The organism is Streptomyces pratensis, from assembly GCF_016804005.1.
GTDB classification, from domain to species: Bacteria; Actinomycetota; Actinomycetes; order Streptomycetales; family Streptomycetaceae; genus Streptomyces; species Streptomyces pratensis_A.
In genome coordinates this window covers 4809125-4826270 of the sequence record NZ_CP051486.1, presented here as the reverse complement: position 1 = coordinate 4826270, position 17146 = coordinate 4809125, and the positions used below count along the sequence as shown (strand labels likewise).

General features: G+C 70.5%; 16 protein-coding genes and 2 pseudogenes. 8 read left to right on the top strand and 10 right to left on the bottom strand.

Annotated elements, in window-relative coordinates; all coding sequences use genetic code 11:
- Window positions 1-255: 255 nt before the first annotated feature.
- Complete coding sequence (locus HED23_RS19560) at window positions 256-945, top strand: transglycosylase SLT domain-containing protein (protein WP_203184695.1); 690 nt, start codon at window positions 256-258, stop codon at window positions 943-945.
- A gap of 216 nt (window positions 946-1161) precedes the next feature.
- Here the strand turns inward: HED23_RS19560 and HED23_RS19555 are convergent, their stop codons facing one another.
- Together HED23_RS19555 and HED23_RS19550 are read right to left on the bottom strand one after the other, a co-directional pair.
- Complete coding sequence (locus HED23_RS19555) at window positions 1162-1653, bottom strand: ATP-binding protein (protein WP_203184694.1); 492 nt, start codon at window positions 1651-1653, stop codon at window positions 1162-1164.
- A 191-nt stretch (window positions 1654-1844) separates the two neighbouring features.
- The gene (locus HED23_RS19550) at window positions 1845-2267 is read right to left on the bottom strand and encodes a VOC family protein (RefSeq protein WP_203184693.1); all 423 of its coding nucleotides are present in this window, start codon (window positions 2265-2267) and stop codon (window positions 1845-1847) included.
- 334 nt (window positions 2268-2601) lie between these two features.
- Here HED23_RS19550 and HED23_RS19545 point away from each other — a divergent pair, with 334 nt between their 5' ends.
- Window positions 2602-3255 (top strand): Type 1 glutamine amidotransferase-like domain-containing protein, encoded by a 654-nt coding sequence (locus tag HED23_RS19545; protein ID WP_203184692.1) that lies wholly within the window; start codon window positions 2602-2604, stop codon window positions 3253-3255.
- 79 nt (window positions 3256-3334) lie between these two features.
- On the opposite strand, the gene HED23_RS19540 is transcribed toward HED23_RS19545, so the two are convergent.
- A complete protein-coding gene (locus HED23_RS19540) occupies window positions 3335-4786 on the bottom strand; it encodes a PucR family transcriptional regulator (protein ID WP_203184691.1) in 1452 nt (483 codons plus the stop codon).
- A 103-nt stretch (window positions 4787-4889) separates the two neighbouring features.
- Between HED23_RS19540 and HED23_RS19535 the strand changes: the two genes are divergently transcribed.
- Genes HED23_RS19535 through HED23_RS19525 form a run of 3 tightly spaced genes read left to right on the top strand, consistent with a single transcriptional unit; the run spans window position 4890 to window position 8339 of the window.
- Window positions 4890-6425 (top strand): purine-cytosine permease family protein, encoded by a 1536-nt coding sequence (locus tag HED23_RS19535; RefSeq protein WP_203184690.1) that lies wholly within the window; start codon window positions 4890-4892, stop codon window positions 6423-6425.
- 56 nt (window positions 6426-6481) lie between these two features.
- On the top strand, window positions 6482-6883 hold the full coding sequence (locus tag HED23_RS19530; RefSeq protein ID WP_203184689.1) for a nuclear transport factor 2 family protein: 402 nt from the start codon (window positions 6482-6484) through the stop codon (window positions 6881-6883).
- Between the two features lie 16 nt (window positions 6884-6899).
- The gene (locus tag HED23_RS19525; protein ID WP_203184688.1) at window positions 6900-8339 is read left to right on the top strand and encodes a gamma-aminobutyraldehyde dehydrogenase; all 1440 of its coding nucleotides are present in this window, start codon (window positions 6900-6902) and stop codon (window positions 8337-8339) included.
- 91 nt (window positions 8340-8430) lie between these two features.
- Here the strand turns inward: HED23_RS19525 and HED23_RS19520 are convergent, their stop codons facing one another.
- The 3 genes from HED23_RS19520 to malX all read right to left on the bottom strand — a co-directional run bounded on the left by HED23_RS19520 (window position 8431) and on the right by malX (window position 12912).
- Window positions 8431-9669: a PP2C family protein-serine/threonine phosphatase gene (locus HED23_RS19520; protein WP_203184687.1), complete on the bottom strand. Its 1239-nt coding sequence runs from the start codon at window positions 9667-9669 to the stop codon at window positions 8431-8433.
- A gap of 442 nt (window positions 9670-10111) precedes the next feature.
- Window positions 10112-11311, bottom strand: a complete 1200-nt coding sequence (locus HED23_RS19515) for a MalY/PatB family protein (RefSeq protein ID WP_203184686.1) — start codon at window positions 11309-11311, stop codon at window positions 10112-10114.
- A 2-nt stretch (window positions 11312-11313) separates the two neighbouring features.
- Window positions 11314-12912 (bottom strand): maltose/glucose-specific PTS transporter subunit IIBC, encoded by a 1599-nt coding sequence (gene malX, locus HED23_RS19510; protein WP_203184685.1) that lies wholly within the window; start codon window positions 12910-12912, stop codon window positions 11314-11316.
- A 402-nt stretch (window positions 12913-13314) separates the two neighbouring features.
- Between malX and HED23_RS36115 the strand changes: the two genes are divergently transcribed.
- A complete protein-coding gene (locus HED23_RS36115) occupies window positions 13315-13392 on the top strand; it encodes a 50S ribosomal protein bL37 (protein WP_374104540.1) in 78 nt (25 codons plus the stop codon).
- A gap of 124 nt (window positions 13393-13516) precedes the next feature.
- Window positions 13517-14110: a hypothetical protein gene (locus HED23_RS19505; protein WP_203184684.1), complete on the top strand. Its 594-nt coding sequence runs from the start codon at window positions 13517-13519 to the stop codon at window positions 14108-14110.
- A 39-nt stretch (window positions 14111-14149) separates the two neighbouring features.
- Here HED23_RS19505 and HED23_RS19500 read toward each other — a convergent pair whose 3' ends face one another.
- The 3 genes and pseudogenes from HED23_RS19500 to HED23_RS35330 form a co-directional block, all read right to left on the bottom strand.
- A complete protein-coding gene (locus HED23_RS19500; protein ID WP_203184683.1) occupies window positions 14150-14857 on the bottom strand; it encodes a DUF2470 domain-containing protein in 708 nt (235 codons plus the stop codon).
- Window positions 14858-15146: 289 nt separating this feature from the next.
- Window positions 15147-15455, bottom strand: a complete 309-nt coding sequence (locus HED23_RS35335; RefSeq protein WP_238442357.1) for a hypothetical protein — start codon at window positions 15453-15455, stop codon at window positions 15147-15149.
- A 604-nt stretch (window positions 15456-16059) separates the two neighbouring features.
- A pseudogene (locus HED23_RS35330) lies at window positions 16060-16158 on the bottom strand (DUF2264 domain-containing protein); the annotation flags it as partial.
- A gap of 113 nt (window positions 16159-16271) precedes the next feature.
- Here HED23_RS35330 and HED23_RS35915 point away from each other — a divergent pair.
- Window positions 16272-16556 (top strand): annotated as a pseudogene (locus HED23_RS35915) (hypothetical protein); the annotation flags it as partial.
- Window positions 16557-16870: 314 nt separating this feature from the next.
- Here HED23_RS35915 and rpsR read toward each other — a convergent pair.
- Window positions 16871-17113, bottom strand: a complete 243-nt coding sequence (rpsR, locus tag HED23_RS19490; RefSeq protein ID WP_203187560.1) for a 30S ribosomal protein S18 — start codon at window positions 17111-17113, stop codon at window positions 16871-16873.
- Between the last annotated feature and the right edge of the window lie 33 nt (window positions 17114-17146).

The window sequence follows — 17146 nt, the reverse complement described above, 5'->3', positions numbered from 1 at the left end:
ACACGGCACCCCTGTCGTCGAGGCCGACGCCCTCTGCGTGCCTCCGCGACCGGCGCCTTCCTGCCCCGCCGACAGCCCGGATCAGGTCCTTGGCTGTGAGTCGGCCCATAGGCTCCAGGTCACATACGAGGTGCGGTAGTAGGGGCCGGCACCCGGGCTCATGGCGCTGGAACGAGCCGTTCGGGCTCCCGGCCCCGTTCTACGTAGGCATGTAGTAATGCGGGTCGTTGCCCTCTTCACCGCGTGCCGCTAACCATGGATCGAGTCCACGGGAGCCGAAGCTCCGGACGGGGCGAGCGCCGTGTTCCGCACTCGGACCCGGTGGCGCACTTCCGTTCCGTCGCCGGCCCCGTGGCGTCCCTGACATCAGCGCGAGGAGAGTGTTCTATCCGTACGTCCGCCCAGTCCCTGGCCCCCGCCGCCCGCACCGCCCGGATCCGCAAGTTCTCGGTTTCCGGACTGTGCGCCCTCGGAGCCGCAGCAGCGGCTCTCACCCTCGCCCCGTCCCCCGCTCAGGCCTCCGAGCCTGCCTCGCACAGCGCGGTGACGGCCGGTGTCTCGGCAGCCGGGGTCTCCGCACAGGCAGACGCCATCGCCAAGAAGACGGCCAAGGCAGCGGCCGACCAGGACAACCTGGACGACTGGATCCGCGAGTCCCTCAAGATCATGAAGGCCGAGGGGATCCCGGGTACCTACGAGGGCCTGCACCGCAACATCATGCGCGAGTCCGGCGGCGACCCCGAGGCTGCCAACGGCTGGGACGTCAACGCGCAGAACGGCACGCCCTCCAAGGGTCTCCTGCAGGTGATCCAGCCGACGTTCGACGCCTACCACGTCTCCGGCACCCCGCAGGACCTGACCGACCCGGTCGCCAACATCACCGCGGCCGCCAACTACGCGGCCGACAAGTACGGCTCCATCGACAACGTCGACTCCGCCTACTGAGAACCGGCGACACCATGGCACGGCCGCGCCCCCTTGGGGGGGCACGGCCGTGCCATGCCGCGTGACGCGTCCGCGCCTCGCGACGAACGCCCGCGTCGAGCCGCGCGGTGCGTCACGCGGCCGGCCCGGCGGCCGTGGAGTCCACGAAGGCCACCGCGCCGCTGTCCAGGGCGACCGAGGGGCCATGACTGGGCGGGGCGGGCGGTTCCGGCGGGTTCACCAGGGTGTCGGGCCGGCCGGGTCGTCCTGCGGGCCGTCGAGCAGCGAGATCCCCACGCGGACGCGCTTGCCCACGGGCTCTCGGCGCACCTCGAAGCTCTGGCACACCGCGAGGACTATCTCCAGTCCGTGCTGCCCCGCGCGGGCGGGGTCGGCCCGCAGGGCGGTGGGGAGCACGGAGCCCGAGTCCCACATGGTGATGCCCAGCATGCCGCCGTCCACCTCGAGATCCAGCAGGCACGGGCCGGGGGCGTACTTGCAGACGTTCGTGGCCAGCTCGCTCACCACCAGCTGCGCGACATCCAGTGCCCGCGCGGACACATCCAGGCCGTGCAGGGACTGCGCGTCGGTCAGGAACTCCCGTACGAAGCCACGGGCGCGGGAGATCTCCCCCGAACTCATGTCGTACGCGGCACCACCGGCCAGGACACCCGTACCGGCCGTCGGCCTGTGCTGTTCCGTCACGCAACCCGTGGTCAGCCGTTCCATGACCCATCCCCCGTTCGTCCAGCTGCACCACGCAGCTCACACACCGCCCCGTCTACCCGCCCCCAAACATTTCAGGCACAGGTGAATCAGAAGGAATGAGCGAGGCCACCGGGCAGGAGCCGGTGAGGCCGCGGCCCCGCTCCGGCTCCCGCCCGGTGCGGGCGGGAGCCGGAGCGGGTGCGGGGAGAAGATCAGCCGTTGTACGGGGCCGCCACGTCCAGGACCCAGACGACGCCGAAGCGGTCCTTCAGCATCCCGTAGAGGGGTGCCCACCGCGCGGGCTCCAGCGGCTGCACCACGGTCGCCTCGACGGCCAGCCTCCCCCAGAGAGCGGTGATCTCGTCCGAGTCGTCGCCGCGCACGGAGACGAAGACGGCGTTCTCGCCCTGCTGCCACGGCATCCGGGAGGGAACGTCGTAAGCCATGACACGGAAGCCGTTGTCCGCGACGACCTGGCCCCACATCACCCGGTCCCCCTCGGCAGGATCATGTGCGTCGCCCGCCTCCTTGTAGGTGACGGCGACGACGTCTCCGCCGAAGACGGAGTGATAGAACTCGAGCGCCGCGCGGGCGTCGCCGCGGAAGTTCAGGTGGGTCGTGGTCGTTACGGACATGATGGCTCCTGGCTTTCGATTGCTCGGGACGAGAGATCCTCGGAGGGCCGGGCGCGCGCTGCCCCGCTGTCGTGCTTCGCGCACCCCGGTCGACGTCGGTGGCCCTCACATTTCCAGAGGTGGAGGACAGGTTCGGTCCTCTACTCCGCCGGCACTGCCCGGTGCGCGTGCGGATCGACGGATCGCGTGCGACGGCTCGCGCACAGTCGCCGGATCGCGCGTCAAGTGGCTCGCACACGGCCGAAGGCGTCGGCGCAGTCGAGGCCCCGGTCCCCGGCCCTGCGAATGACCCGGAGCCGCTGTGGAACCCGAATCGCCGTACTACGGTGCACGGATGCGCATGTACCTCTCCTCCTTCCGCACGGGCGACCACCCCGAACAGATGCTGGCGCTGCTGGCGGACCCCGCCTCCACGGTTGATGTCGCCGTGATCGCCAACGCGCTGGACGCCCTGCCGGCCGAAGAGCGCCGGGCGGCCGTCGAGCAGGAGGTCGAAGCGCTCACCGGACTCGGACTGCGTCCCGTCGAGGTCGACCTGCGGGCCTGCTTCGGCCTGTCAGTGGCCCGGACCGCCGCCGCCCTCTCCCGGTTCCCCCTGGTCTGGGTCCGCGGAGGCAACGTGTTCGTCCTGCGCCAGGCCCTGGCGAGGAGTGGAGCCGACGAAGTCCTGACCGGTCTGCTCCGCCGCGACGCGGTCGTCTACGCCGGTTACAGCGCAGGCGCATGCGTACTGGCTCCCGACCTGCACGGGCTGGAACAGTGCGACGACCTCCAGGCGGTGCACACCGCATACGGGGACCGGGCCCGTCTGGACGGGCTGGCCCTGCTGGACTACGTCGTGGTGCCCCACATCGACTCCCCGGGGCATCCCGAGAGCGAGATCCTCGGCGCCGTGGCCGACCGATACCGTGCTGAAGGCATCGCCCATCGGACGCTGCGTGACGGCGAGGCCATCGTGATCGACGGCGGTAGCACCCGGATCTGCTGACCACAGGCACCCGGGGAGCCCTCGCGGTCATCGACGGAAGCACCGGAATCCGGTCGCCGGGCCGACGACCGCTCGCGGGTCAGTCGGTGAGGCCGAGCGCGCCCGCGGCCTGGATCGCCAGCCAGACCTCGGCCAGGGCACCCGTCGACGTCAGATCGCGCCGGGCGAGAGCGCCGAAGCGGCGCAGTCTGTAGGCCAGGGTGTTCGGGTGGATGTGGAGCGCCGCGGCGGCGGTCTCGGTGCGGCGGTCGCGTTCCATCCAGGTGCGCGCGGACACAAGCAGATGCGAGTCGTGGGCCTCGTCGTACCGCAGGACCTCGCCGAGCACGTGCTCGACCAGCGCCGTCAGGACGGCAGGGTCGTCGGGCAGCCACCGGCCCGTCGCGTCGTCCCCGTACCGGACGACCGGGCGGCCGGACTCCACGGCCTTCGAGACCGCCCAGAGCGCCTCGCGCTCCGCGACCTTCAGCGCGACACCCGGCAGGAACGGGCGGCTCATCCCCGCCGCCACCGCCGGAAGCTCACCGACGGCCTCCGCGAGGTCCGGCGCTCCCAGGACATAGCGGTCCTCGCCCCAGGTGAGGAGCAGGTGGGGGTGATCCTCCAGGCAGTACAGCAGAGCCTCGTCCGTCGTACGGCGGACCACCAGGAGCACGGCTTCGCCCTCGATCGCGTGCCGGGCGAGCCGGCGGCGGGCCGCCTCCGGATCGAGCACCTCCTTCAGCAGCTCGGCCAGCGTCTCCGCGCCCTCGCGGCGCAGGACCTCGCGCTCGTTGCGCACCATCGCCAGCCGCAGCGCCGCCACGGTGGCGATGTGCTGGACCACGGCGAGCCCCGCGGGCTGGGCGCCCTGACGTTCGTACGCCACGAGGAAGCCCGCCGGTCCGCCGGGCGCGGGCACCGGCAGGACGAATCCGCCGGGCACCGTGGGCGGGGCGTCGACGGAAGCGGGCAGGACACCGGGGTCGGGTGTCGGAACGCCGGGCAGGAGCGGGCGGCCCTGCGGCGTGCACAGGTAGACGTCGTAGCCCGACAGGGCTTCGAGGCGGCGCAGGAGCGCCGGGGTGTCGAGATCCTCGGCCACCAGCCAGCGCAACGAGCCGAAGACCTGCAGCTGTGCGCCCAGCCGGTGCCGTGCGTCCTCCTGCACGGAGGCGGCGACCTCCTGTGCGACAGCGATGAAGGGGACGGCCAGCGGTACCTCCAGGACCGGGAAGCCCCGTTCCTCGGCCGCCTCGAAGAGCGCGTCGTGGAGGGGAGGCATGTGCAGCTGGGCGGAGAGAGCGAGAGCGGACACACCGGCGTCGTCCAGCCGCTCCAGGTAGGAGCGCTGACCGGCCGCGGTCCTGGGCACCGCCAGACCTGCCGTCATGATCACCTCGGCGCCCAGCAGCCAGGGCGTCGGGTCGGCGAGCTCGGAGGCGTGCGCCCACGACACGGACCGGCCCAGGCCGCCGCTGCCGGCCTTCACCGAGAGCTGGAGCGCCGGGAAGGAGAGCAGATCCTCGACGGTGAGTTTGTTGCCGGCCACAGAAGAGAGGCTACATCTTCGTGGTGGACACAGTTGTCGCTGATCATCTACGGGCCACACACTGCTGGGACGCCCCTACGCATGAACGGAAGGTGGAGCGTCCGTGACGACCTCGATCACCGAAATCGAGACCTATGGTGTCGAGCGGATCCCGGACGAGGACCGCACGGCCCGCCCGATCGATCTGTTCCGGCTCGCCTTCGGCGGCGCCAACACCTTCGCGACCTGCGTGCTGGGCGCGTTCCCGATCCTCTTCGGCCTCTCCTTCTGGCAAGGGCTCGCGGCGACCCTCCTCGGTCTCGTCGCGGGAGCGCTGCTGCTCGCCCCGATGGCCCTGTTCGGACCGGCCAACGGCACGAACAACGCGGTCTCCTCCTCCGCGCACCTGGGTGTGCACGGCCGGGTCGTCGGCTCGTTCCTCTCCCTGCTCACTGCGATCGCGTTTTTTTCGATCTCGGTGTGGTCCTCGGGGGACGCCCTCGTCGGCGGGGCGCACCGGCTGGTCGACGTCCCCGAATCGGACCTCAGCTACGGCATCGCCTACGCGCTCTTCGCCGGTCTCGTGCTGATCGTCTGCGTCTACGGATTCCGGTTCATGCTGCTGGTCAACAAGATCGCGGTGCTGGCGGCGTCGTCCCTCTTCGTGCTCGGGGCGTTCGCCTTCGCGGGCGACTTCGACCCCGGATACGAGGGAGCCTTCGCCTCGACCTCCGACCCCCTGTTCTGGCCGTCGTTCATCGGCGCCGCGCTGATCGTGCTCTCGAACCCGGTGTCCTTCGGCGCGTTCCTCGGTGACTGGTCCCGCTACATCCCGGCCGGGGCATCGCGCCGCCGGGTGATGGGGGCCGCGTTCCTCGCGCAGATCGCCACCCTGCTGCCGTTCCTCTTCGGGCTGGCCACCGCGTCGGTCATCGCGTCCGAGGCGGCGAAGTACATGGACCCGGCCGCCCCCAACTACGTGGGCGGACTGCTCGCGATCTCGCCCGGCTGGTACTTCCTGCCGCTCTGTCTGATCGCCCTGATCGGCGGCCTCTCCACCGGCACGACCGCGCTCTACGGCACGGGCCTCGACTTCTCCAGCGTCTTCACACGCTTCAGCCGGGTCCAGGCCACCTTCTTCATCGGCGTACTGTCCATCGCCTTCATCTTCGTCGGCCGCTTCGCCCTCAACCTCGCGCAGTCCATCTCGACCTTCGCGACGCTGATCATCACCTGCACCGCACCGTGGATGATCGTGATGGCACTGGGCTACGTCACCCGGCGCGGCTGGTACGACGCGGAGGCCCTCCAGGTCTTCAACCGCCGTCAGCGCGGCGGGCGTTACTGGTTCACGCACGGCTGGAACTGGCGCGGCATGTCCACCTGGCTCGTCTCGGCCTTCGTGGCACTCCTCTTCACCAACCTGCCGGGCCAGTTCGTGGGCCCGCTCGGCGATCTCGCCGACGGCACGGACATCTCCCTGCCGGTCGGTCTCGTCCTGGCGACCGTCCTGTACCTCGCCCTGCTCGCCCTGTTCCCGGAGCCGCGCGCGGTGTACGGACCGGCCGGACCTCGCTTCGTCCGGGCCTCGGACACCCCGGTGCCTCCCATCACCGGCGACGCGGGGGAGAGCGTCACCGAGCCCGCCGCGGCCCACTGAGCCACGCCAACCCGGCGGCCCCGCGCCGGCCGCCGCCCCCCGATCAGGAGCAGATGATGAGCACCACCACCGCCCAGGGGGTCCGGGGCGCCGCGGACGCCCTCGTGGCGGCCTTCGCCGAAGGCCGTCTCGACGACTACTTCGGCTCCTTCGCCCCGGACGCGACCTTCGTCTTCCACACCACGCCCCGGCGTCTCGGCTCCACGGAGGAGTACCGCGCCCTCTGGCAGCAGTGGGTGGAGCAGGACGGCTTCCGCGTCCTCGGCTGCATCTCGTCCGCCCGGCTGATCCAGCAGTTCGGCGACACCGCCGTCCTCAGCCACGACGTGGAGACGCGGGTCGTCACACACGCGGGTGAGGAGACGCTCCACGAGCGGGAGACCATCGTCTTCAGCCGCGACGGTGACGACCGCTGGACCGCAGTCCACGAGCACCTTTCCGCCCGCACCGCAGCCTGACCGAAAGAGACGTTTCATGAGCACCACGTTCCGCAACTACATCGACGGTGCGTTCGCCGATGCATCGGACGGCCGCACACTCGATGTGGTGGACCCCACCACGGGTGCCGTCTACGCGACCTCCCCGCTCTCCGGGGCGGCGGACGTCGACGCGGCGATGTCGGCCGCCGCCGCCGCTTTCCCGGTCTGGCGCGACACCACGCCGTCGGTGCGCCAGCGCGCCCTGCTGAAGATCGCCGACGCGATGGAGGCACGGGCGGACGACCTGGCCGCGGCGGAGAGCCGTGACACAGGCAAGCCGCTGCACCTGCTCCGCAGCGACGAACTCGCCCCCGCCATCGACCAGGTGCGCTTCTTCGCCGGCGCGGCGCGGATACTCGAAGGCCGCTCGGCCGGCGAATACACGGAAGGGCTGACCTCCATCGTCCGCCGCGAGCCGGTCGGTGTGTGCGCGCAGGTCGCGCCGTGGAACTACCCCCTCCTGATGGCGGTCTGGAAGTTCGCGCCGGCCCTCGCGGCGGGCAACGCCGTCGTTCTCAAGCCCTCGGACACCACCCCCGCGTCCACGGTGCTGATCGCCGAGATCATCGGTGGTGTCCTCGCGGAGCTGGAGCTGCCCCTCGGAATCTTCAACGTGGTCTGCGGCGACCGTGACACCGGCCGCCTGATGGTGGAGCACCCGACCCCGGCGATGGCCTCCATCACCGGCTCGGTGCGGGCGGGCATGCAGGTCGCCGAGTCGGCGGCCAAGGACGTCAAGCGGGTCCACCTGGAGCTCGGCGGCAAGGCCCCGGCGGTGATCTTCGAGGACGCCGACCTGACGAAGGCGGTCGAGGACCTGACGGTCGGCGGCTTCTTCAACGCCGGCCAGGACTGCACGGCCGCGACCCGCGTCCTCGTCCACGAGTCCGTCCACGACGAGTTCGTCGCCGCCCTCGCCGAGGCGGCGGCCGACACGAAGACCGGTCTGCCGGACGACGAGGACGTGCTGTACGGCCCGCTCAACAACGAGGGCCAGCTGGCGCAGGTCAGCGGCTTCATCGAGCGCCTGCCCGAGCACGCCAGGATCGAGGCGGGCGGCCACCGGGTCGGCGACGAGGGCTACTTCTACGCCCCGACCGTCGTCTCGGGCCTCCGGCAGGACGACGAGATCGTCCAGAACGAGGTCTTCGGACCGGTCATGACCGTCCAGTCGTTCACGGACGAGGCACAGGCCGTCGAGTACGCCAACGGCGTCGAGTACGCCCTCGCCTCCTCGGTGTGGACCAAGGACCACTCCCGCGCGATGCGGATGTCGAAGAACCTCGACTTCGGCTGCGTGTGGATCAACACCCACATGGCTCTCGTCGCCGAGATGCCGCACGGCGGGTTCAAGAAGTCCGGCTACGGCAAGGACCTCTCCGCGTACGGCTTCGAGGACTACACCCGGATCAAGCACGTCATGACGTCGCTCTGACGCCGGTTCCTGCCGCCCGGCAACGGGTCCGGGCGGCAGGACGTGCCGCGGAAGCGGTTTCCCGCAACACTGCGGCCGCCGAGACGGCTTCCTACAGGCGGATGACGACGAGGGCGATGTCGTCGGCGGCGCCCTCCGCTATGTCGAGGCGGGTCAGCAGCGCGTCGGCCATCCGGCCGGGGGCGAGCGTGCTGTCCTCCGCCAGGGCCGTGGTCAGACGCTCCAGGCCGACGTCGATGTCCTCGCCCCGGCGCTCGACCAGGCCGTCGGTGTACATCACGAGGGTGTCCCCACGGGTGTACGAGATCCCGGCCTGGGGCCGGGGGACGTGATAGGGGCGGGCACCGAGCGGCGGATCGGTCGCCTGGTCGAGGAACTCACAGGTCCCGTCGGCGTGGAGCAGGACGGGCGGCGGATGCCCGGCGTTGCTGTAGATGATCAGATTGCTGCGGGTCTCGATGAGGACCTTGACCGCGGTCGCGGCTGTCGCGCCGTCCAGGGAGCGGGCGTACAGGCCGAGGACCTCCAGAGCCTGGGCGGGACTGGGGATGGCACGGATGACCGCGCTCAGTGCGCTGCGGAGCATGCCCATGACGGCTGCGGCGTGCAGACCGTGCCCGACGACGTCCCCCACCGCCGCCGCGTAGCGGTCCGGTGGCAGGTCGACGATGTCGTACCAGTCACCGCACACATTCAGAGAGGTGGTCGCCGGCAGGTAGCGCACGGCGACGTTGTCGTCGTGCCGGTCCAGGTCGGGGACGGAGAGCATGGCTTCCTGAAGGGTTATGGCGACCTGCTTCTCACGCGCGTGTGCCGAGCGCAGTTCCTCGTTCAGCCGCTCCAGCTCGCTCGCCCGCGCGTACAGCTCGGCTGCCATGCCCTTCTCCCGCTCGGTGAACGTGTCGGTGAGCTGACGGGCGCGGTGCGACTGCACGAAAGCGGTGACGTCCTCGGCCCGCTGGACGATCCACCGCACCCTGCCGTCGGCCCCGGAGATCGGGGTGTGGATCTCGGACCACCAGCGTTCCTCGAACTCGCCCGGCCGGCCGACGGTGGGGATGTCGTACCGCGAGAGCACCAAGGTGTCCGGCTTCCCGGTCTCGAGCACCCGTCGCAGGGACGCCTTCACGTTCTGCTGTGCCTCGCGGGGAAGACCCGGCCGTTCCGGCAGGGCCTCGAAGAAGTGCTTGCCGATCAGCTGGTCCCTGGTCTGACCGGTGGCGCGCAGATACGCCGCGTTCACATAGGAGATGACCAGGTCCGTGTCCAGCATCAGGTACGGGCTCGGTGTGGCGTCGAAGAACGCCGTGAAGTCGGTGTCCACAGTCATGCAGCGCTCCCGTGACCTGTGCCCGGTCACCTTCCCTACAAATCTACGCGTGATCCAACGGCCGGGCCCGCCGGAGTCGGCTCAGGCCAGGGGAACGGAATCGGCGGTTCTGTTCGCGATGCCGGCAGGCCTGGCAGACGCCGTGATCGGCGTCGCGGTCGCCCTGTTGAAGGCAGCCGCCGGACATCGACCAGGCAGGTACACCCCCGGGCCACCACCAACCAGGCAGTTACACCCCCGGGCCACCACCGACCAGGCAGGTGCACGGACCGGACCACCGGCGCGAGGCCGTACGGCGCCCGGACCACCTGCGCGAGGCCGTACGGCGCCCCGCCGCCTCCCACGGTGCCGTTCGAGGACCGTCCTCACCGTGCGGGCGAAATGCCCGGCCTCGCCGGCGGGCGGGCCCTGGCACCAGGGCCCGCCCGTTCGTCGTTCCGGCTCATGTCAGCCGGTGCAGCGCGCGAACCAGCGCCTCCATCCCCGCCTCCGCCTTGGACCTGGGGCACCCGACGTTGAGCCGCACCAGCCCCGGTGAGCCGTATGCCGCTCCCGGCATGACGGCCACCTTCTCCACCTCGACGAGCTCCCGCTGCAGCGCGTCGTCGTCGACGCCGAGGGACCGCAGGTCGATCCAGGCGAGATACCCCGCCTGCGGGGGCTCCCAGCCGAGCTGCGGGAACTCCTCACGGAGGTGGCCGGCCACCATCGCGAGGTTGCCCGCGAGATACGTGAGCAAGGCGTCCAGCCAGGGTGCCCCCTCCCTGTACGCGGCGATGTGCCCGACCAGCGACAGCACCGCGGGGGAGGAGAGGCCGTCCGCGTCCTTGAGCTGCCGCAGGTAGGCGTCACGTGACGCCGGATCTCCGATGATCCCGTAACTTCCCGTCAGCGCGGGGATGTTGAACGACTTGGACGCCGAGGTGACGACAGCCCACCGCCCGTCGCCGCCGTGTCCCGCCCAGGGGCGGTGGACATGGGGGGCGTGTGCCAGATCGGAGTGGATCTCGTCGCTGATGACGGCCACGCCGTGCCGTGCGCACAGCCGCGCCATCCGGTCCAGCTCGTCCGCCGACCAGACCCTGCCCGTCGGATTGTGCGGCGAGCACAGCAGCAGCACGGCCGTGTCGGGTAGCGCCAGGAGCCGCTCCAGCTCCGCCCAGTCGTCGAGCGGGCACGCGCGGAGCCGCCTTCCATGGGCCGCCACGGTCTTGGGGAACGCGTCGTACATGGGGGTGTGGGCGACCACGCCGTCACCGGGACGCGACCACAGCCGGAGAAGCTGCGACAACTGGTAGACGACGGAGGGCGCGTAGACGACCGACCCGGGATCGACGGCGGTGGAGTGCCGCGTCGCGTACCAGTGGACGATCGCGGAGAGGAAGTCGTCCTGCCGCCAACGCGAGTAGCCGAGCACGCCGTGGTCCAGCCGGCCGCGGAGCGCGGTCAGGATCTCCGGGGCGGTCTCGAAGTCCATGTCGGAGATCGTGAAGGGGAGCAGGCCCGGCACGCCGAAGCGGTCCTCCACGTAGTCCCACTGCGTGCACCAGGTGCCGAGCCGGTCCACCGGGGTGCCGAAGCCGTAGGGGTCCTGCGCGGTCCCGCCTGTCCGGCCCCTGGAGGCGGGGGAAGGGGAAGTCATGGTCAGCCCACCGGGATCATGGTGGCGATGGCGTCCTTCACCGACTGGACCTGTGGCCCGATGACGACCTGCACGTTGTGGCCGTCGAGCTTGATCACGCCCACGGCACCGAGCTTCTTCAGCCGTGCCTCGTCCACCTGTGCGGCATCCTGCACCGTCATGCGGAGACGAGTGATGCAGTTGTCCAGGGTCCGGATGTTCTCGGCGCCGCCGATCGCGTCGAGGATGGCGACGGCGTCGTACTTCCCCGCGACCAGCTCACGCGCGGGCTCGTCCGCCCCGCCCGGAGCAGCACCCTCGTCCTCCTGCTCCGGCTCCTCCTCACGGCCGGGAGTCCTGAGGTCGAACCGGGTGATCGCCCAGCGGAACAGGAAGTAGTACGCGGCGAACCACACGGCCGCTATCACCGGCACCAGATACCACTTGGTCGACGAGCCCTGGAGGACGCCGAAGACCAGCCAGTCGATGACGTTGCCGTCGGTGTTCCCGATGAAGACGCCGAGCACGGCCGCCGTGAGGAAGCCGAGACCCACCAGGACCGCGTGGATGGCGTACAGCCACGGCGCGATGAAAAGGAACAGGAACTCCAGCGGCTCCGTGATGCCGCCGACCACGCACGCCACCACGCCGGACACGAGCAGGGCCTTGATCTCCGGGCGCATCTTCTTGTTCGCGCAGTGGTAGATCGCCAGTGCCGCACCAGGGAGGCCGCCCAGGTAGGAGGCCATCTTGCCCTGGGAGAGGAAGTTCGTCGCGTCGGTGACGGCCGCATTGGGCGCGCCCGCGCAGTCCAGGTGCGCGTAGAACAGGTTCAGGGCCCCGGAGACGTTGTCGCCGCACACGGCACCCGAACCGCCGACGTCGGTGAACCGGAACATGGCCACGAGGATGTGATGCAGCCCGATCGGTCGCAGCAGCACCTCTCCCATGCCGAAGAAGAACGGCCCGAAGACACCCGTGTGCCCGATGCCGCGCCCCACGGCCGTGATCCAGCCGTTGAAGGCCGGCCACACCAGGGGGATGAGCAGACCGAGGGCGCTCAGGACGAGAGCCGAGATGATGGGGACGAAGCGCAGCCCCCCGAAGAAGGCCAGGGCGTCAGGCATCCGCTGGGTACGAAAGCGCCGGTGGAGAAGGCTGACAACGATGCCAACGGCCACGGCTCCGAGGAGTCCCGTATCGATGGACTGCACACCGAGCACATCGGCTATGCCGTAGTGCTTGATCGCTTCCTCGTCCTCGAAGTCCACCCCCCTGGCGGTGAGGTAGAAGTTCACCGCGAGATTCATGGCGGCGAAGCCGACGAAGCCCGAGAACGCGGCCACACCCTTGTCCTCACGGGCGAGACCGAGCGGAATCGCCATCGCGAAGAGGACGGGCAGGAAGGTGAAGGCGACCAGACCCGTGTTGGCCATCCAGGTGAAGACGAGGTGGAAGGCCTCGGCCTTCAGGAAGGGGAGGTTGTCGGTGACGGCCTCGCTGGACAGCGATGAGCCGATGCCCAGCATGATGCCGCAGAACGCGAGCAGAGCCACCGGGAGCATGAACGTCTTGCCGAGTCCCTGGAGGAATTCCCAGAGTGCGGCCTTGGTCTTCTGCATGTGTACGGAACTTTCGAGCCTGGGGGGACGGACCCGGGCGCTCGCCGTGGCGATGCGGGGACCCACGGGTGATCGAGCGGCGGAAGGCATGACGCGGGGTTCGGTCCGCCTGTGCGCGGCACACCTGGGGATCGCCCGATGAGCAGCGCCGGACAGGGCCGTTCCGCCGCACGGATCACATCACAGCAGGTCGGCGACTGTCCATGGAGGCCGGAGCGTCCGTCCGGGCCGGGAGTGGGGGTGGAGCGCGTAGTGAACGCGCGGTCGCTTGCCGTGACGTACGCCACCCGGCTGGGTTCCCGTCGGGTGTTTGCCGCGGCGCTGACGGGTAAGGGGGTCTGTGATCGCCGGAGCCGACAATCCGGTGGATAGCACGCCAGATCTACCGAATGAGGAGGTTCGATGTCCTCGAAGCGACGTCGTAAGAAGAGGGCCCGCCGCAAGAACGGCGCGAACCACGGCAGCCGTCCGCAGAGCTGAGGACGCGCAGGCACTTCCGGGGGGCGGCACATGCCGCCCCCCGGACGCGTTCCCGGTGGTGCCGCCCGGTGCGGGTTCCGGATCCCGCGCCGGGCGGTGGGAACCCGTGGCCCAGAATCAGGGCATGGACGTCATCAAGTTGCTCGAAGCCGCTTGCCTGTTGGTTCCCGAGGAGAGGGCCACCGGGAACGACCTGACGGTGAACGACGTCTGGGACCACCTCACCCGGGACGAGTGGGACGTGGCGCTCGGGCTGCTGGAAGAGTTCGGTGACTTCCCCGCGCTCCCCTTCGCCTTCTGGGAGAACCTGGCCACCACTGCCGAACAGGCGGGGTTGGAGAGGAGCGCCGCGTGGTGTCATTGGCGCTCCTACGAGACGCGCAACGGCATCATCCGCGCCGAGCTCACCCTCCGTCCGGCTGCCGAGGGGCGACGCCGGACGCCCGTCTCCGGCCACGGCGTACTGCGGCCCATGTGGGACATCGGGAACCGGACCCCGGCCGGAGGGCCGGTCCTCGACATCGCAAGGCTCTGGGTGGAGGCGGCGCCCCTGCTGGAGCCCGGCGGTCGCGCCCTCGTGCGACTTGCTCCCCTCGGCCCCGAGCGGTGGCGGCACGTCCGGCCCGGCCGGGTGATCACCATGTACGAGGACCGCTCGGTGGCCGGAACGGCGGTCGTCCTGGACGCCCGGCGCCCTGCGGTCATGTCCACCGCGTAGGGCTTGTGGCCGGCAGGTGCGCGTGTTGTTCCGGCTCGGTCAGGTGAGCAGTCGGTTGCGGTGGGAGGCGCGACGGGCGGCGGCCAGCAGGGCGTGGATCTGGGGGCCGGCCTGATCGAGGCGGGCCACGGGTTTGGCGAAGGGCAGACGGACATCGCGGTGGGTGCCCGGGTGCTCCAGCCGCAGGGTCACGCCGTAGCGGTCCATCGCCAGCGGGAGGACGCGCGTCACGCCCTTGTCCGGCTGCGGTTGCACGAGGCGCAGGAGCAGTGGGACGAGTTCGCCGTGCTCGTCCACGAGATGGGTCAGCATCGCCGCCTCGCTGGTGGCGATCGGGTCGGGGGCCGTCTCCTGCAGCGTGTCCAGCGTGACGAAGGCGCGCCCCCTGTGGTCCTCGAAGACCGCCTGGCCGAATTCCATGCAGGTGCTCTCCGCGCCCTCCGTGCTGTACGGGGCCGACAGCAGGCCGGTCACCGTGACGCGGGCGCGTGTCCGGTCCCGCACGGGTGTGGGCGCGATGTCGGTGAACTCCAGCCGCACCGGGATGCGCGGCCCCTGTGGCGCTGGGCCGGCCTCGGACGGTTCGTGCAGATGGATGTGGCCCATCGCGGCGGTGCCGTCGAGGCGGTGCACCTCGACGGGGTCGAGCCCGTCGCTCACCACCGTCATCGAATGGGCCGCGGTCAGGATCGCCAGCACGCGTTCTGCGGGGGTGGGCTGTGTGACGCGGGAGTTGAAAGGACGCATCCAAGTTCTCCAGAGGAGCGGGCGGGGAGACCTTATTATTGCTACTTAGGCATGCCTAACCTAACCCATGCGGCCTGGATCGGGTAGCGGGCACCGCGCTGAGCACCGGAGAGGTGGACAGCCCTCAATAGCCGGGAGGGGCTTGGGTCTCCGTCGGAAACCTCGCGCGCGCCCGTGGGAGCCGCACTACCGACGGCGAGGTCGTGCCCCGGTCACGGAAGCACTCGGCCGGCCGTCCGACCGGGCCGGCCCGTGACGGTCCCGTACAGCGCCCCGGCGGCAGAGCCGTTCACTTCACGCCGGGGTCGGCGGTGAGCGGACCTCCCGGGACACAGGCGCTCGTGCCGTCGGGGAACAGGACCTCGATCGTGCCGTCGGACGCAGGGAAGACCCGGACATGGCCGCGCAGGCCCGGGACGTCCTCGTGCACCTGCGGATCGGAGGTGAGCACCACGAGCGTCGCAAGCAGCCGTGTGCCGCCCGGGTGGCGGGCCAGGCGCAGCAGAGGAGTCGCCGAGTAGTACCCGACGGCGTTCCGGTCGCACGCCTGCGCCACCTCGCCGACGGGGCTCTGCCCGTCCTCGTCCCAGCCGAGCACCCCGACGAGTACGGTCGTCGGCTCTGCGGGCCAGCGCCCAGCCCGGGCCGGTCTCCGCCACCGGGGGAGCGTCGTCGCAGGCCACGGCCCAGCCGCCCTCCCGTACGGAGATCCCCGCGGACGCCCGCACCAGGTGCACACGCACCTCCCACGGGCCGTGCACGACGCTGGCCGAGACGATGGCCGACCCGTCCTCGTCCACGCCCCCGGCCGCCACCGGCGTGTGCCACGAGGAGGCGATCCGACCACGCGTGTACAGGGGATGGATGCGGCCCCGGAGAGTCGGCGGGCCTTCCGGCCCGACCAGCGCGACGTGGTTGTCCGGCCCGTCGGGCTCACCCTCAGGAGGTGTCTCCGGCGCGGTGACGCTGGAGTACGCGAACCGGCTGTAGTGCGGGCTGTGGTGGGCCGGCGCGGGTGCCGGGGGCAGCCGGTCGCTGCCGTGGTTCACCAGACGGACGATGCCGTCGCCCGCCGTCGAATGGAGGAGCCACCCGGGCGCCGGAAGTGCGAGGTACCGGTCGTCCACATCGACGGGAGACGCCTCCTCCCGTGCCGTCCACACCGCGTGTCCGGGCGGCAGCAGCAGCCCGAGGAACGCCTTGCCCGCCCAGTAGGGAGAAGCCGGGCCGGAGTACGCCTGGGTGACGGGCAGGAACGGCCGGTACCACCCGAGGCTCAACAAGCCGTCGCCGCCCGGCACACCGCGGTCGGCGAAGTGCTTGAGCGCCCCGGAGGCCAGACGGCGGGTACGTTCCTCCTGCGGTACGCGCCCCCTGGCCGGCGCTGGGCATCTGGTGGGACGGCGACGTCACCATGGAACTGCTCAACAACGGCAAGCTGGAGAAGTGGAACCCTGAGAGCCCCGCACCGAGCAACAGCCTCCCGAGGGTGCTGACCACGTCGAAGTTCGGTGCGACAGGTGTGGGCAGCGCCGGCAATCCCACTTCGGTCGGCGACATCATGGGCGACTTGAGGGAGGAGGCGGTGTACACCGACGCCGACCACGACGAACTCATCGTCTTCACCACGGACCGGCCGACGGACACGCGCCTGTACACCCTCGCCCACAACCCCGCCTACCGGAACGACATGACCGTCAAGGGCTACATGCAGTCGCACGAGGTCCACTACTTCCTGGGCCACGGCATGAATGAGCCCCGAGGCCGGACATCGTCCACGCTCCGCGGGCCAATTGAGGGATACCGGGAAGCCGGGGTACCGGCGAGCGGCACGACCACGACGAGGGTGTGGCCGTCGTCATGGCCGAACCCGAGGGACACGAGTTCTGCCTGGTGCGGCACTACCGACCGTCCTCGGCCCCCGGCGTTCCCCGCCCGCCCTCGCCTGCCCCCGGGAGTCGTCGGCCACCGAGCGTCCTCGGCGGGGAACAGCCGGAGACGTGCCGGGGACGGTCAGCTGCCGGTACCGGCGTACGGAAGCAGTGCCATCTCCCGCGCGTTCTTGACGGCGGTCGCGACCTGGCGCTGCTGCCGCGCCGTGATGCGGGTGACCCGGCGGCTGCGGATCTTCCCGCGATCCGAGACGAACTTCCGCAGCAGCTCGGTGTCCTTGTAGTCGACGTACGTGATCCTGGCCGCGTCGAGCGGATTCGGGCGGGCCTTGAGGGGGGTCCGGATCTCCTGGCGGCGTGGCATGGGCTGGCGGCGTGGCACGGGCATTCCTTCGAA